The organism is Geobacillus thermoleovorans (genome assembly GCF_001610955.1).
GTDB lineage: Bacteria > Bacillota > Bacilli > Bacillales > Anoxybacillaceae > Geobacillus > Geobacillus thermoleovorans.
This window is the reverse complement of sequence record NZ_CP014335.1, coordinates 2134128-2147711: the sequence shown is the minus strand read 5'-3', so window position 1 is coordinate 2147711 and position 13584 is coordinate 2134128. Positions and strand designations below refer to the sequence as shown.

Annotated in this window: 16 protein-coding genes; 10 read left to right on the top strand and 6 right to left on the bottom strand. The window is 54.0% G+C overall.

What is annotated here, in order from left to right; genetic code table 11:
- Positions 1-414 precede the first annotated feature (414 nt).
- Positions 415-1227, top strand: coding sequence for a histidinol-phosphatase (locus GT3570_RS10720; protein ID WP_011231732.1), 813 nt, complete (start codon positions 415-417; stop codon positions 1225-1227).
- A 261-nt stretch (positions 1228-1488) separates the two neighbouring features.
- Here GT3570_RS10720 and serA read toward each other — a convergent pair whose 3' ends face one another.
- The 3 genes from serA to GT3570_RS10705 form a co-directional block, all read right to left on the bottom strand.
- The gene (gene serA, locus GT3570_RS10715) at positions 1489-3063 is read right to left on the bottom strand and encodes a phosphoglycerate dehydrogenase (RefSeq protein WP_012820732.1); all 1575 of its coding nucleotides are present in this window, start codon (positions 3061-3063) and stop codon (positions 1489-1491) included.
- A 221-nt stretch (positions 3064-3284) separates the two neighbouring features.
- Entirely contained in the window at positions 3285-3788 is a 504-nt protein-coding gene (locus GT3570_RS10710; RefSeq protein ID WP_011231730.1) for an inorganic diphosphatase, read from the bottom strand.
- A gap of 164 nt (positions 3789-3952) precedes the next feature.
- Complete coding sequence (locus GT3570_RS10705; RefSeq protein WP_011231729.1) at positions 3953-4201, bottom strand: ferredoxin; 249 nt, start codon at positions 4199-4201, stop codon at positions 3953-3955.
- 254 nt (positions 4202-4455) lie between these two features.
- Here GT3570_RS10705 and GT3570_RS10700 point away from each other — a divergent pair, with 254 nt between their 5' ends.
- From GT3570_RS10700 to GT3570_RS10680, 5 genes are all read left to right on the top strand, one after another.
- Positions 4456-5502 carry a YpbB family protein gene (locus GT3570_RS10700; protein ID WP_042380384.1) on the top strand — a complete coding sequence of 349 codons (1047 nt, stop codon included), beginning with the start codon at positions 4456-4458 and terminating at the stop codon, positions 5500-5502.
- Positions 5490-7001 carry a RecQ family ATP-dependent DNA helicase gene (locus tag GT3570_RS10695; RefSeq protein WP_062898749.1) on the top strand — a complete coding sequence of 504 codons (1512 nt, stop codon included), beginning with the start codon at positions 5490-5492 and terminating at the stop codon, positions 6999-7001. Before GT3570_RS10700 ends, GT3570_RS10695 begins: the two co-directional genes overlap by 13 nt.
- Positions 6998-7582 carry a CPBP family intramembrane glutamic endopeptidase gene (locus tag GT3570_RS10690; RefSeq protein WP_011231726.1) on the top strand — a complete coding sequence of 195 codons (585 nt, stop codon included), beginning with the start codon at positions 6998-7000 and terminating at the stop codon, positions 7580-7582. Before GT3570_RS10695 ends, GT3570_RS10690 begins: the two co-directional genes overlap by 4 nt.
- Complete coding sequence (locus GT3570_RS10685) at positions 7579-8109, top strand: LysM peptidoglycan-binding domain-containing protein (RefSeq protein ID WP_011231725.1); 531 nt, start codon at positions 7579-7581, stop codon at positions 8107-8109. The genes GT3570_RS10690 and GT3570_RS10685 overlap by 4 nt, the downstream gene beginning before the upstream one ends.
- A 98-nt stretch (positions 8110-8207) precedes the next feature.
- Entirely contained in the window at positions 8208-8654 is a 447-nt protein-coding gene (locus GT3570_RS10680; protein ID WP_011231724.1) for a YpbF family protein, read from the top strand.
- Between the two features lie 25 nt (positions 8655-8679).
- Here GT3570_RS10680 and GT3570_RS10675 read toward each other — a convergent pair whose 3' ends face one another.
- The 3 genes from GT3570_RS10675 to GT3570_RS10665 are packed head-to-tail and all read right to left on the bottom strand — an operon-like array spanning position 8680 to position 9771.
- Positions 8680-9249, bottom strand: a complete 570-nt coding sequence (locus GT3570_RS10675) for a manganese catalase family protein (RefSeq protein WP_011231723.1) — start codon at positions 9247-9249, stop codon at positions 8680-8682.
- Between the two features lie 34 nt (positions 9250-9283).
- Positions 9284-9544 (bottom strand): spore coat protein CotJB, encoded by a 261-nt coding sequence (locus GT3570_RS10670; RefSeq protein WP_014196218.1) that lies wholly within the window; start codon positions 9542-9544, stop codon positions 9284-9286.
- Positions 9541-9771, bottom strand: coding sequence for a spore coat associated protein CotJA (locus GT3570_RS10665; protein WP_014196217.1), 231 nt, complete (start codon positions 9769-9771; stop codon positions 9541-9543). The genes GT3570_RS10670 and GT3570_RS10665 overlap by 4 nt, the downstream gene beginning before the upstream one ends.
- Positions 9772-9874: 103 nt before the next feature.
- Here GT3570_RS10665 and GT3570_RS10660 point away from each other — a divergent pair, with 103 nt between their 5' ends.
- The 4 genes from GT3570_RS10660 to GT3570_RS10645 all read left to right on the top strand — a co-directional run bounded on the left by GT3570_RS10660 (position 9875) and on the right by GT3570_RS10645 (position 13529).
- Positions 9875-10267 (top strand): hypothetical protein, encoded by a 393-nt coding sequence (locus GT3570_RS10660; RefSeq protein ID WP_042380375.1) that lies wholly within the window; start codon positions 9875-9877, stop codon positions 10265-10267.
- A gap of 157 nt (positions 10268-10424) precedes the next feature.
- The gene (locus tag GT3570_RS10655) at positions 10425-11015 is read left to right on the top strand and encodes a genetic competence negative regulator (RefSeq protein WP_062898748.1); all 591 of its coding nucleotides are present in this window, start codon (positions 10425-10427) and stop codon (positions 11013-11015) included.
- A 160-nt stretch (positions 11016-11175) separates the two neighbouring features.
- Entirely contained in the window at positions 11176-12447 is a 1272-nt protein-coding gene (locus GT3570_RS10650; protein ID WP_011231719.1) for a Glu/Leu/Phe/Val family dehydrogenase, read from the top strand.
- A gap of 89 nt (positions 12448-12536) precedes the next feature.
- Positions 12537-13529, top strand: a complete 993-nt coding sequence (locus tag GT3570_RS10645) for a YpdA family putative bacillithiol disulfide reductase (RefSeq protein ID WP_011231718.1) — start codon at positions 12537-12539, stop codon at positions 13527-13529.
- The last annotated feature ends 55 nt before the right edge of the window (positions 13530-13584 follow it).

Genomic DNA, 13584 nt, shown 5'->3' with positions numbered 1-13584 from the left:
CACTGGTCACAGGTGCGCCGCCCATCGGGGTACATTCTAACCCGATGGGACGGGGTGATGACACACCCCTGATCTTGGGCGTGGTCTGAACCAGAAATGGATGAGGACGTGAGCGACCCAAGAATCCCACGGCTTTAGCCGTGCGGAGTGTCAAATTTTTGGTAATGTCGACGCGAGGCCGTTCTATCGGCGTTCGTTTTGACATAAGACATATATGGTGCGACATAGGCAAGGAGGGATGGAAATGGGCGATGTGATGAGACGCCTCTTGGCGGTGGCTGGTGTGGCGGTATGCGTCGGACTGTTGTTTCTTGTCGGCGCCAACGGATGATTGGATGAATATTCGCAAAACGGTTGTCCTTTCTTGCGGTAATGCGTTATAATGAGAAAAACAGCAGGAGAGGAGAAACACCGATGTTGACCGATTATCATAACCATTTGGAACGAGGGGCGTTGACGCTTGATTATTTGCGCCAGTTCACGGATGCAGCGGTCAAAAAAGGCATCCAGCATTTCGGCATTTCCGAGCACGCGTACCATTTTTACCAAACGAAAAACATTTTGTCCAACCCGTGGGTCGACGCGCGCCGCTGCTACGATATGGACGATTATGTCCGGCTGTTCCACGAAGCGTGGGATGCGGGCCTCGATGTGAAAATGTCGATCGAAATGGATTATACGCCGGGCAAACACGAGGAAATGGCCGCCTTTATCCGCTCATACGAGTTTGACTATGTCATCGGTTCGATCCATTGGGTCGACGATTTCGGCATCGACTTAGCCGAATATCGCCACGAGTGGGAACGGCGCGATTTGTACGATACATACCGCAAATATTTCGATCAAGTCGTGACGCTCGCCGAGTCGAATTTGTTTGACATTATCGGCCACCTCGATTTGGTGAAAATTTTTAAATACGTCCCGGAAGATGAGGAATTTTTGCTTGAACAATACGACCGGGCGACAACAGCGCTCGCCAATTCGAAAACGTGCGTCGAAATCAGCACCGCCGGGCTGCGCAAGCCGGTTGGCGAACTGTATCCGGATCCGCGCCTGCTCCAAATGTGCTATGACAAAGGCATTCCGATTGTGTTGTCGTCCGACGCGCACGTGCCTGAGCATGTCGGCGCCGATTTTGACAAGGCGGTGGAACTCGCCCGCAGTGTCGGCTACACCGAGCTGATGACGTTCTCGAAAGGCGAGCGGAAGGCGGTGCCGCTCGGCTGAACGGAACTGACAAAACACGAGGGTGTCCCAAAAGGATCGGGACACCCTTTCTTAGTATGTAGGCGTAAAACAATCATGAAGAAACGATGCATTGTGTTTGGTTTAAGGAAAAACAACCTTTTGGGTCATGATCATCGCCTTTTCGCAAGAGGGAACTATACGATGCGAATGGCTGCTGTGGGGCTTGCTCGAACGAAAAACGCAGGCTCCTTTCTGGGAAGGCCTGCGTTTTTTGTATGATCTGCCCGCAGAAGCGGGTGGTTACGCTTCGAGCCGCTTCACCGTTTCGATGTCATCAATTTGCGCCAACGCCTGCAATACCTCATCATCAACCGGTTTGTCAAGCGATAAGATCATCATCGCCTTGCCCCCCGCTTCTTGGCGGCCGACTTGCATGGTGGCGATGTTGACATCGTGCGCCCCAAGCACGTTCCCGACTTTGCCGATCATCCCCGGCCGGTCTTGGTGCTGGATATACAGGAGATGGCCTTCCGGGGCAAAGTCGATGGCGACGCCGTCAAAATGGACGATGCGGTCGCCGTAGTTCGGCACGTGCGTCCCTTTGATGGTGAACGTTTTGTTTTCGCCATGGACGGTGAGCGAAATGCAGTTCGCATAGCCGTGCGTTTCATCGGAAAATTTTTCGCCGTATGTGATGCCGCGCTCTTTGGCGACCATGGCGGCGTTCACCTCGTTGACGGTTGAGGCGACGCGCGGCCGCAGGAAGCCGGCGAGCAGGCTGCGGGTGATGTACGTCGTCTCCAGATCAGCGACCGTGCCGGCGTAGGTGACCGACAGCTCTTGCACCGGGATGTTCATAAACTGCGATGCAATCAAGCCGAGCTTCCGGCCTAAATGATAGAATGCTTGAATTTTTTCATAGACGTCTTTCGACAACGCCGGCAAGTTGATCGATGAGGTGACGGGCCGCCCTTCAAAAAAGTGGAGCAGCTCTTCCGCGACTTGGGTGGCGACGTTCAGCTGCGCTTCGACGGTCGACGCCCCTAAATGCGGCGTAACGATCACATTGTCAAACGCTAAAAGCGGATGATCCCCTGGCGGCTCTTGTTCAAAGACGTCGAGGGCGACGCCGGCGACATGCCCGCTTTCCAAGAACGGGATGAGCGCCTGTTCGTCGATGATGCCGCCGCGGGCGCAGTTGATCAAATAGACGCCCTTTTTCGTTTTCGCCAAGTTTTCCGTGCCAAGCAACCCGCGCGTTTCTTTCGTGAGCGGCGTATGAACGGTGATGATGTCAGCCACGGCCAGCACTTCGTCAAGCGAGTGAATCGAGACGCCGAGTTTTTCGGCGCGTTCTTTCGTTAAAAATGGGTCGTACACGTGCACGCTCATGCCAAAGGCGCGCGCCCGTTTGGCGACTTCCGAGCCGATGCGGCCGAAGCCGATGATGCCCAATTTTTTGCCAAACAGCTCGTTGCCGACAAACGCCGAGCGGTTCCACTCCCTCGATTTGACGGAAATGTGCGCCTGCGGGATGCGTCGGACGAGGGCGGCCATCATGGCAAAGGTATGCTCAGCGGCCGAAATCGTATTGCCGTTTGGCGCGTTAATGACGACGATGCCGCGTTTCGTCGCTGCATCGACATCAATGTTGTCGACGCCCACCCCGGCGCGGCCGATAATTTTTAAGTTCGGCATTTTTTCCAATAGTTCTTCCGTCACTTTGGTGGCGCTGCGCACGAGCAAAGCGTCAAAGGTGTGCAATTCCTCTTCCGCTTCGGTTGTTTTCTTTTGCACGATGTCGATCTGCGCCGATGCGCAGAGCGGCGCCAAACCTTCTTCACTGATGGCGTCGGAAACGAGTACGCGAAACACAGTGGGTGCCCCTTTCTGTTTCAAGGATGTTAAATTTCTGATAATTTAACATGCGAAAGCGGTTTCTGTCAATGGGGGAAAAAGAAGTCATACCAATGAAAACGTTTTTTTGAGCAGGAATGTTCGGGGTTTGAAAAAGAAAAGCGCCCATATCAAACGACATGGGCAAAATTGTTCGGAAATAGAAAAACGGCGTCTGGTGAAATGAGATGTTGGACGGATTACTTGTTTTTCTGTTCGTTGTAGCGGGCGATGCATTCGTCGATCAATTTGGCGGCTGCTTCCGGCCCCTCCCATGTGCCGATTTCCGTCCGTTTCCCTTGCAAGTCTTTGTAGCGTTCAAAGAAGTGGGCGATTTCTTTCAGTTTGTGCTGCGGGAGGTCTTCAATCGATCTCACTTCGTCAAAGCGCGGATCTTCGACCGGAACGCCGATCAATTTCGCATCTTCTTCGCCGCTGTCGACCATGTTCAAATAGCCGATGACGCGCGTGTCGATGACGCAGCCCGGGAACGTCGGGTTTGTCGTGATGACCAAAATGTCGAGCGGGTCGCCATCCAGCGCCAACGTATTTTGCAAATAGCCGTATTCAGCCGGATAAAACATCGGTGAATATAGGACGCGGTCGAGCTTGAAAATGCCCCGTTCTTTGTCGAATTCGTATTTGTTTTGGCTCCCGGTTGGAATTTCGATAAACGCTTCGACAATTTTATTTTCGAATGCCATAACCCGTTCCTCCTTTGTTGGTTATGTATACATGAAAACTTGTCCACCCAGCAGGCGCGGCGGACAAGCCAATCTTATTGTAGCACGTTCGTTCAAGATGCGCCACTTGTGATTTCACGCTTGCATCAAAAAACCCTCTTGCCGGCAAGGCAAGAGGGGGAATGTCAGTCGAATTTATTCGGATCGCCGTCAAACGGCTCGTCAGCAACTTTGATCGATTCAGTCGGACAGCCTTCGAAGGCGTCCATCATATCGTCAATCAAAATCTCCGGCACTTCGACGATGCCTTGGTTGTCATCAAGGGTGACGTAGGCAATGCCGTCCTCGTCGTAGTCGTAAATGTCGGGAGCGGCGGCGCCGCAAGCTCCGCAGGCGATGCAAGTCTCTTTATCCACAATCGTATACTTTGGCATAAAAATCGAACCTCCCCAAGTTTATTGGAAACGGACGGGCCATCTCCGTGTTGCCTGCTCGGAAATGAACTTTTCACTTTTAATAATAAGACCGTACGGCCGGCTTTTCAACAAAAAAATCGCTCTCTTGTATTTTTACACATATGCATCTTATTTAGTTTTGTTATCATATGGCGGAACTGTCAACCGATCGATTTTTTCTGCCGACCGGTTGGGCGATTTTTGCTACAATAGAGGCGAGGGAGGAACGCAGGATGCGGCATGGCTATGCCTCATTTTTGCTCGCCCATTGCTTGCGCCGCTTCAACGGCGAACGGACGCTGGCGGCGGTGTATCATTTATTTTCGGGAAAAAAATCGGCGCAGACGCTCCAAGACAGCAAATGGTTTCAGCTTGAGCCGCTGTTTGGCACATGGAAGAATGTGACGCTGGCGGCGCTCGAGGAAGCGGCAATGGCGCTTGTCGAACAGCGACTCGCTTTATCCGCGAAACAGCGGACATACACGTTGACCGCGGCAGGGGAAGAATGGCTTGCCGAGCAAGCAGCGCTTTTCCCCCGCCATCTGAACGGCTGGCGCTATCATGAGGCGGAACCGCTGTTTTGGCAGCGTCTTTCCTTGATCGGGCAGACATTGTCAAACCTCGTCTATGGGCGGCGTTTTGCACCGATTTGCCGCGACGAGCGGACGCTTCAATGGGTGAAGCAATATTTGCTTGCAAAAGGATCGCGCCAAATGTTGGCCGAGACGCTGTATCAAGAGCTCATCCGGCTGCTTGAAGCGGTTTCGGAGGAGGCGGCGGTGATCTTTACGCTGCGTTTGACGAGCGCGGTCCGCATCGGCTGGACGATGGAGCAAATCGCGGCCTATTTGCAAAAGGACGCGCTCTACGTGCAGTTTCAATTCCGCAACGTGCTTCATTACATCATGGCGGAAGCTGAGGCTGGACGCGTTCCGATGATGGCCGAATTGATGAGCGGACTGGCGCCGGCGGTGCTGACACAATCGGCGCAAAAAACGTACGAATGGCTGCGGAAAGGAAAAACGATAGAAGATATTTCCAATCTTCGCCGCTTGAAGCGAAGCACGATTGAGGATCACGTTGTCGAAATCGCTGCCAATGTGTCCGGTTTTTCGATCGCCCCGTTTGTCGACGATGAAAAGGCGGCGGCCATTCGAGCGGCGGCGCAGGCGCTTAGGACGAGGAAATTGAAAGAGATTCGCGAGGCGCTTGATGGCAAAGTCAGCTATTTCGAAATTCGGCTCGTGTTGGCAAAGGAAGTGGGACGTTGGACGAGTTGACGAAAACGCTGCGCATGAAGTTCGGACATGCTTCATTCCGCCCGGGTCAGCGGGAAGTGGCGGAAGATGTGCTTGCTGGGCGCGACGTGCTGGCGATGCTGCCGACCGGAAGCGGCAAGTCGCTTTGCTATCAGCTGCCAGCGTATTTGCTTCAAGGCAGTGTGCTGATCGTTTCGCCGCTTGTGTCGCTCATGGAGGACCAAGTCGAGCAGTTGCGCCGGCGCGGGGAAAAGCGAGTGATTGCTTTTCACAGCCTGCTTGATGCCGAAGAAAAATGGCAGGCGCTCGCTTCGCTTGCGGAGTTTCGCTTTATTTACGCGTCGCCGGAGATGCTGCAGTCGGCAAAATTTTTAACGGCGCTTCGGCGCGTATGCATTTCGCTTTTTGTCGTCGATGAAGCGCACTGCATTTCTCAATGGGGATATGACTTTCGCCCGGACTTTTTAAAGCTTGGGGAGATCCGGCGCGCGCTCGGGGCCCCGCCGTGTTTGGCGTTGACGGCGACGGCGCCGCCCGAGGTGCAGGAGGATATTATTCGCACGCTCGGGATGGATGGCGCCCGCCGCCATATTCATTCCGTCGATCGCCCGAACATCGCCTTGTGCGTGGAGCATTGTTCATCAACGGAGGACAAAGCGGCGCGCTTGGCCGATTATGCCAAGCGTCTCGAAGGCCCGGGAATCATTTATTTTTCGAGCCGTCAATGGGCGGAAGAGATGGCGCGCCGGCTCGAACAGTGCGGCGCGGGGCGGGTCGCCTATTACCATGCCGGCATGGACGGGGAGCAACGGCTGCTCGTGCAGCAGCAATTTGTCTACGGTCAGCTTGACATCGTATGTTGTACAAGCGCATTCGGCATGGGCGTGAACAAAGAAAACGTCCGATTTGTGCTTCATTTTCATATGCCGGCCCAGCTCGAGGCGTACGTGCAGGAAATCGGGCGCGCGGGGCGCGACGGAGCGCCAAGCCTTGCTGTGTTATTTTATGCGGACGGCGACCGGGCCATGGCCCAGGCGGTGGCGGAGGCCGAGCTGTTAAGTCCGCGCGAGCTGCGTGAGTGGTGTTGGCGGCTGCCGGAAGGAGCCGGATGGGAAGCGGCGATGGCGACGCTCGAGGCTGCCGGATTCACCGACGTACAAAAGCGGCTGTTGGCGTATTTTTTAGAACGGGAACAACGGGCGATGCCTGGTTGGCTGACAGCGGAGGCGAAAGAGCGGCTGTACGGCAGGATGGCAGCCGCCATCGAGGCGCGGCGGCGCTGGAAGCGGAAAAAACTGCAGGAAATGGATGAATGGGTGCACTTGTCTTCGTGCCGGCGTCAAGCGCTTGTCCGCGCGTTTGGCGAGGAGCTGACGGATCAGCAGAATGTCTGCTGCGATCGCTGCGGGCTTTCGCTTGACGGCTATGAACGAGCCGTCCGCCGTCCGGAGGAGGCGCCGGTTCGCCATTGGCGCGAGGAGTTGTGGGACATGCTTTTTGGCGGGGGGGCGGACGAATGAAACGGCAAAGTGAACAAATCCGGCAGATGACAGAGCGCGAGCTGCTTTTTCATCTTTATGTAACGCAAGGGTTGCTGCTTCTTGCCGCCGGCGGCTGTTCGCTCTTTTTGTTCGATTGGGCGGAGTGGCGCCGGCTTTGGCGGTTCGATCTCACCGATGTGCTGCTATACGGAGCGGGCGGGGCGGCGCTCGTGCTGGCGGTCGATTTTTTGGCCATGCGCTATTTGCCGGATGATTGGCATGACGACGGCGGGGTGAACGAAAAAATATTCCGCGGCCGCTCGATTCCGCATCTCTTTTTTTTATGTGCGCTCATCGCTGTGACGGAAGAATGGCTGTTTCGCGGTGTTGTGCAGACGCATTGGGGGCTTGGAGCGGCAAGCGTCATTTTTGCTGTGCTGCATGTGCGCTATTTGGAAAAATGGTTTTTGTTTCTGATGGTTGTGCTCATCAGTTTGTTTCTCGGTGCGCTTTACGAACAGACCGGGAGTTTATGGGTGACGGTTGTCGCCCACTTTTTGATCGATGTGGTGCTCGCTTTGCATATTCGGTTGCAGCGGGAGGAAGGGGTGAAGCGATGAAAGGAACACAGGAGCGCCGAGCTGGGCGGCGCTTGCGGATCGATGAGAGCGCGCCGTCCTCGCGCATCAAACGGCGGAGGGAAAAAGAAGAACAAAAGCGAAAATACGTCCCGGCCCGCCTGCTCGTGTTCTTGTTTTTGGCGTTGCCGGCAGTCGTGCTGGCCATCCACCATGTCCAATCGAAGTCCGACACGGTCACAGTCGTTCGTCATGAAGATCAAAGCGGCCGCGAGACGGTGCGCATTATTCAAGACGACGAAGTCAAGAGGACAGAACAGGCGGCCAAATCGAAGCAGAAGAGCGCCGCCGACCGAGGAAGCGTCGGCGGCCGGGAAAAGAAGACCGATGATGAACAAGGAAAAATCATCACCCATGTCGTCGCAGCCAATGAGACGCTCTACAGCATCGCCATGAAATATTACGGCACGCCTGATGCGATCGATCTCATTAAAAAGGAAAACGGCTTGTCGACGGGCCGCCTTCAGCCAGGGCAAACGCTGCGCATTCCGCTTGACGAAAACCATTGAGCGAAACAAAGCATTGTCTGCCGCTCCCCTTTCTTTGTTCTAATGCTGCCTTCTGCGGCATATGATGGACAATAAAAACAGGACAAGGGGGAGAGGAGATGGTCCATTTTCCAGATGAATTTCCCCTCGATGAAGTGGCGAAGGAAATGTTGATGGCCGTCATCGAAAAAAAGAAAAAATGGGAGCGGCTCGAAAAGCGGACGTTGCTCTTGCAGGCGGCCGCGTTTTCCGGTTTGGCCGTTTTCCTGCTTTATCTTTTGGCCAAGGCGGCGGCTTTCGGGACGTGGGGAGAGCGGATCGCCTGGTTTTTCGCTGCGCCTGCCCATGTGTTGATTCTGCTTCTTTTAAGCACCGTTTATTGGGCAGCCGTCTACTACAAAGGAAAAAGCGAAAAGGCGGAAGACGATTTTCACGCCCTTCGCTGTGAGATCATTCAAAAAAGCATCGATTTATGGCAGGACCAAGAACAGTGGAACGGGCGCCATCGGCTGTTTGAATGGATGAAGCGGGAGTATGGCATCAATCTTTATTATGAACAAAGTTGAGCGGGGGTTCCGCTCAGCTGCTGGCTTAGAAAACCTTTTTATGGTTGCGCTCCTCTTTTAAAATTTCCACCGCTTCACGGAACCGTTGGGCATGGATGATTTCCCGCTCGCGCAAAAAGCGGAGTCCGTCGTTTAAATCCGGGTCGTCGCTCATATTGATGATCCACTGATATGTCGCGCGCGCTTTTTCTTCGGCCGCGATGTCCTCATACAAGTCGGTGATCGGGTCGCCTTTCGCTTGGATGTACGTCGCCGTGAATGGAACGCCGGCGGCGTTATGGTAAAAGAGGGCGCGCTCATGGTCGACGTAATGCGGCTCCAGCCCGGCTTCTTTTAGCTGCTCAGGCGTCGCGTCTTTCGTCAGTTTGTACACCATCGTTGCGATCATTTCAAGGTGGGCGAGTTCTTCCGTACCGATGTCGTTTAGCAGCCCGATGACTTTCGGCGGCAGCGTATAGCGCTGGTTTAAGTAGCGGAGCGCCGCTGCCAGCTCCCCGTCTGCCCCGCCGTATTGCTCGATCAAATATTTTGCCAGCCGCGGATTGCACGTGCTGACGCGGACCGGGTATTGCAATTTTTTTTCATAAATCCACATGATCCGTTCCCCCCTTGCGTTCGTGATGGATCGGCTACACTTGCCAAGGCCATGGCGTGTCGTCCCAGTTCCACGGGTAGTTGGAATAGCTATGGCCAAACTGTTCAAGCGGACCATAGGCGGCTTCAAATTGTTTTTTCAGCTGTTTCCGTTTTTTGGCGAGTTGATTAAATTGTTGAATCGCTTGATAGTCGGTCGGATGGGTGTCCAAGTAGAGTGTCAGTTCGACGAGGGCAAAGTCGACGGCTTGCAGCTCTTCAAGCTGTTCATAATACTCCTTTGGCATTTGTTTCATGAGCCATCACCTTTTGTCTTTGTTTCGTAAGGGCTGTAGTACGGATCGTAAAACACTTGCCAAAGCGTCCCTTTCATCAACGCTTCACGAAGAGGGAATTGCGGCAAGTTGGGCGGCTGGAATCCGACGTATAAGTTTGGTGCGGTGACGTATGTTTTCACGCGGATCGGCGGGCATGGGTCAAACGGGCTTGTATACGGCTCATATTGTTTGCGCGTTGTAAACATGAAACCCCTCCTTTTTTGGCAAAGTTCAGTCTATATTATGATAGAGCAGTACCGTTCATGCCTGTTTGTCATGGCGAATCATGGCAATAATAAGGAGGAAAAAATGGGCCGCCTATGGATGATCGCCTTTGTCGCTGTCTTGTGCACGTATTTGTTTTTTCGCTGGCTGCCGCCCCTTGAGCCGTTTTCCCCAACCTTGTTTTTGACGCAGCTGTTGTTTTCCCCGTTTCGAACATGGCTTGCTTTTGCTTGTTTTTTGCTCGGCGTCGCTGCCAACGGGGCGCTTCTTAGCATCGCTGTAACCGGGACGGTGCGTTTGTTGTCCGGCCGGCGGCTCCGCTTAGGCCAATGGTTGTTCAGCTTGGCGGCGCTCGGCCATTTTTATTGGGCGTTTCAGTTCCATTGGCGGCTGGCGGCGCTTTTTTTCGTTTTTTCCTTTTTTTATGGTATGATGACGTTGAGAAGCCGCCAGACGATGCCGCATCGCTGGCCATGACAGGAGGAAGTATGCTGATCGGGGAGCAACCGAGAAAAAATGCTTGTCTAAAACGGGGAAAACGATGTAAACTCATTAATAACAACAAACGAACCAATTGCCGCTTGCGTCATACAATAACGGTAAGAGATGGCTCTGTAGGTAAGGAGGGGTGCCGATGCGTCTTGAGCGCTTGACCCACAACAAAATCAAAATTTTCCTGACGTTTGACGATTTGCTGGACCGCGGGTTGACGAAAGACGATTTATGGAAAGATACGTTTAAAGTCCATCAGCTGTTCCGCGATATGATCGAGGAAGCAAGCGAAGAGCTCGGTTTTGAAGTGAACGGATCGATCGCGGTCGAAGTGTACTCTTTACCGGCGCAGGGCATGGTCGTTATCGTTACGAACGAAGGCGACTACGACAACATGGAAGAAGAATTCGCCGACGATTATATCGAAATGCAAGTAACGCTCGATGAGAGCGATGACATATTTTACGAATTCCAAACGTTTGAAGATGTCATCCAGCTCGCTCATCGCCTGCATGCGGTCGGTTGCCTCGACGGCACGCTTTATTCCTATCAAGGCCGCTTTTACTTGCATGTTCCCGAAGAGCCCCCAATTCCGCTCGACAACTTTGTCGCCTTGCTGGCCGAGTTTGGCAACCCGGCTACGATAACGATACATCGTGTGCAAGAATATGGGAAGCGGCTGATTGAACGCCGCGCGATCGAACAGCTCGTTCGTTATTTCCGCGCCAATTAAAGGTATAGAAAGGCTCCTTGAAATGGACAAGGAGTCTATTTTTTTGCGCCAACTGTTCGACGCCGCTTCGCCATTTTTCCTTTGCATCCGGCCACAGAAGGTGTATACTATGACATGAAAGGCGACAAATTACTATAGCGAGCTTATAGGAGGTTTACGTATGGCAGCCGATAAGCATACGGAAGAGAAAGAACAACAATACGACGTGCTGGCGTCGACACAAATTGTTATACATAGAGCGTTGGAAAAGCTCGGCTACCCGGAAGAAGTGTATGAGCTGTTAAAAGAGCCGATCCGCGTGTTGACAGTCCGCATTCCGGTGCGCATGGACGACGGGTCGGTGAAAATTTTTACCGGCTACCGCGCGCAGCATAACGATGCGGTCGGTCCGACGAAAGGCGGCGTGCGTTTCCATCCTGATGTGACGGAACGAGAAGTGAAAGCGCTGTCGATTTGGATGAGCTTAAAGTGCGGCATCGTTGACTTGCCATACGGCGGCGGCAAAGGCGGCATCGTCTGCGACCCGCGCACGATGTCGTTCCGCGAGCTCGAGCGGCTAAGCCGCGGCTACGTGCGCGCCATCAGCCAAATCGTCGGACCGACAAAAGACATTCCGGCGCCGGATGTGTTTACGAACTCGCAAATTATGGCGTGGATGATGGATGAGTACAGCCGAATTCGCGAGTTTGATTCGCCAGGGTTTATCACCGGGAAGCCGCTTGTCCTCGGCGGTTCGCACGGCCGGGAAACAGCGACGGCCAAAGGAGTGACCATTTGCATCCGCGAGGCGGCGAAAAAACGCGGCTTGTCGCTCAAGGGAGCGCGCGTCGTCGTTCAAGGGTTCGGCAACGCCGGCAGCTATTTGGCCAAATTTATGCACGACGCCGGGGCGAAAGTCGTCGGCATTTCCGATGTGTACGGCGCGCTGTACGACCCGAACGGGCTCGACATCGACTATTTGCTTGAACGGCGCGACAGCTTTGGCACGGTGACGAAGCTGTTTAAAAATACGATTTCGAATCAAGAGCTGCTTGAGCTCGATTGCGATATTTTGGTGCCGGCGGCCATCGAAAACCAAATTACGGCCGAAAACGCTCCGCGCATTAAGGCGAGCATCGTCGTCGAGGCGGCGAACGGGCCGACGACGCTTGAGGCGACGGAAATTTTGACGCAGCGCGGCATTTTGCTCGTTCCGGACGTGCTTGCAAGCGCTGGGGGCGTGACTGTGTCGTACTTCGAATGGGTGCAAAACAACCAAGGTTACTATTGGACGGAAGAAGAAGTGGAACAGCGGCTTGAAAAAGTGATGGTCAAAGCGTTCAACAACGTGTATGAAATGGCGCAGACGCGCCGCGTCGACATGCGCCTTGCCGCCTACATGGTCGGCGTCCGCAAAATGGCGGAAGCGTGCCGGTTCCGCGGCTGGGTGTGAGGCGAGCAAGCGCCGATGTTTGCAAGCTTTGGTGAAATCCCCTATCATAAGATAGGGGATTTTTTGCTTCATGCGAGGTGGCAAAAACGATGAAAGAGGAGAAAATCATTATTGTCGGCGGCGGTCCGTGCGGGCTGGCGGCGGCGATTGCTTTGCAAGACGCCGGATTTTCGCCGCTGGTGATCGAGAAAGGAAACATCGTCCATTCGATTTACCGTTTTCCGACGCATCAGACGTTTTTCAGCACGAGCGACCGGTTGGAGATCGGCGGCGTGCCGTTTATCACGGAAAACCGGAAGCCGACGCGAAATCAAGCGCTCGCTTATTACCGGGAAGTCGTGGTTCGCAAGCAAGTGCGCGTCAATACGTTTGAAGAAGTGAAAACCGTCAAGCCGCAGGAAGATGGAGCATTTCTTATTGAAACGACAAAAGGGACGTACCGCGCGCAGTACGTCGTCATCGCCACCGGCTATTACGACCATCCAAACTATATGAACGTGCCGGGGGAAGAGCTGCCGAAAGTGATGCATTACTTTAAAGAAGCGCATCCGTACTTCAACACCGACTGCGTTGTCATCGGCGGGAAAAACTCGAGCGTCGACGCGGCGATGGAGCTTGTGAAAGCTGGGGCGCGCGTGACAGTGCTGTATCGCGGCAACGAGTATTCGAAAAGCATTAAGCCGTGGATTTTGCCGGAGTTTGACTCTCTTGTGAAGAAAGGCGTCATCCGCATGGAGTTTCGCGCACATGTGAAAGCAATTACCGAAGATGCGGTCGTGTATGAAGTGGACGGGGAAACGAAAACAATCAAAAACGACTTTGTGTTTGCCATGACCGGCTACCATCCGGATCATCGCTTCTTGATGAACATCGGGGTGCAGATCGACCCGGAAAGCGGCCGGCCGCATTATGATTCAGAGACGATGGAAACAAACGTGCCGGGGGTGTTTATCGCCGGGGTGATCGCCGCTGGCAACGATGCGAATGAAATTTTTATCGAAAACGGCCGCTTCCATGGAGACGCTATTGCCGCCTGCATCGCCAAGCGCGAACGGGAGGGGTCGGCCAAGCAGCTGCAGTAGCGCTTCTTGGCCAATACATCGACTGGGCATATGACGGCATGCCCTCCTCGAACAA

What these genes read in the sequence shown, in the direction of transcription:
- GT3570_RS10680 (WP_011231724.1), top strand. Translation starts at nt 8,208, where the DNA reads ATGGTCCATTTTCCAGATGAATTTCCCCTCGATGAAGTGGCGAAGGAA.
- GT3570_RS10710 (WP_011231730.1), bottom strand. Translation starts at nt 3,788, where the DNA reads ATGGCATTCGAAAATAAAATTGTCGAAGCGTTTATCGAAATTCCAACC.
- GT3570_RS10665 (WP_014196217.1), bottom strand. Translation starts at nt 9,771, where the DNA reads ATGTTTACAACGCGCAAACAATATGAGCCGTATACAAGCCCGTTTGAC.
- GT3570_RS10690 (WP_011231726.1), top strand. Translation starts at nt 6,998, where the DNA reads ATGAAACGGCAAAGTGAACAAATCCGGCAGATGACAGAGCGCGAGCTG.
- GT3570_RS10655 (WP_062898748.1), top strand. Translation starts at nt 10,425, where the DNA reads ATGCGTCTTGAGCGCTTGACCCACAACAAAATCAAAATTTTCCTGACG.
- GT3570_RS10700 (WP_042380384.1), top strand. Translation starts at nt 4,456, where the DNA reads ATGCGGCATGGCTATGCCTCATTTTTGCTCGCCCATTGCTTGCGCCGC.
- GT3570_RS10660 (WP_042380375.1), top strand. Translation starts at nt 9,875, where the DNA reads ATGGGCCGCCTATGGATGATCGCCTTTGTCGCTGTCTTGTGCACGTAT.
- GT3570_RS10720 (WP_011231732.1), top strand. Translation starts at nt 415, where the DNA reads ATGTTGACCGATTATCATAACCATTTGGAACGAGGGGCGTTGACGCTT.
- GT3570_RS10650 (WP_011231719.1), top strand. Translation starts at nt 11,176, where the DNA reads ATGGCAGCCGATAAGCATACGGAAGAGAAAGAACAACAATACGACGTG.
- GT3570_RS10670 (WP_014196218.1), bottom strand. Translation starts at nt 9,544, where the DNA reads ATGAAACAAATGCCAAAGGAGTATTATGAACAGCTTGAAGAGCTGCAA.
- GT3570_RS10675 (WP_011231723.1), bottom strand. Translation starts at nt 9,249, where the DNA reads ATGTGGATTTATGAAAAAAAATTGCAATACCCGGTCCGCGTCAGCACG.
- GT3570_RS10645 (WP_011231718.1), top strand. Translation starts at nt 12,537, where the DNA reads ATGAAAGAGGAGAAAATCATTATTGTCGGCGGCGGTCCGTGCGGGCTG.
- GT3570_RS10685 (WP_011231725.1), top strand. Translation starts at nt 7,579, where the DNA reads ATGAAAGGAACACAGGAGCGCCGAGCTGGGCGGCGCTTGCGGATCGAT.
- GT3570_RS10705 (WP_011231729.1), bottom strand. Translation starts at nt 4,201, where the DNA reads ATGCCAAAGTATACGATTGTGGATAAAGAGACTTGCATCGCCTGCGGA.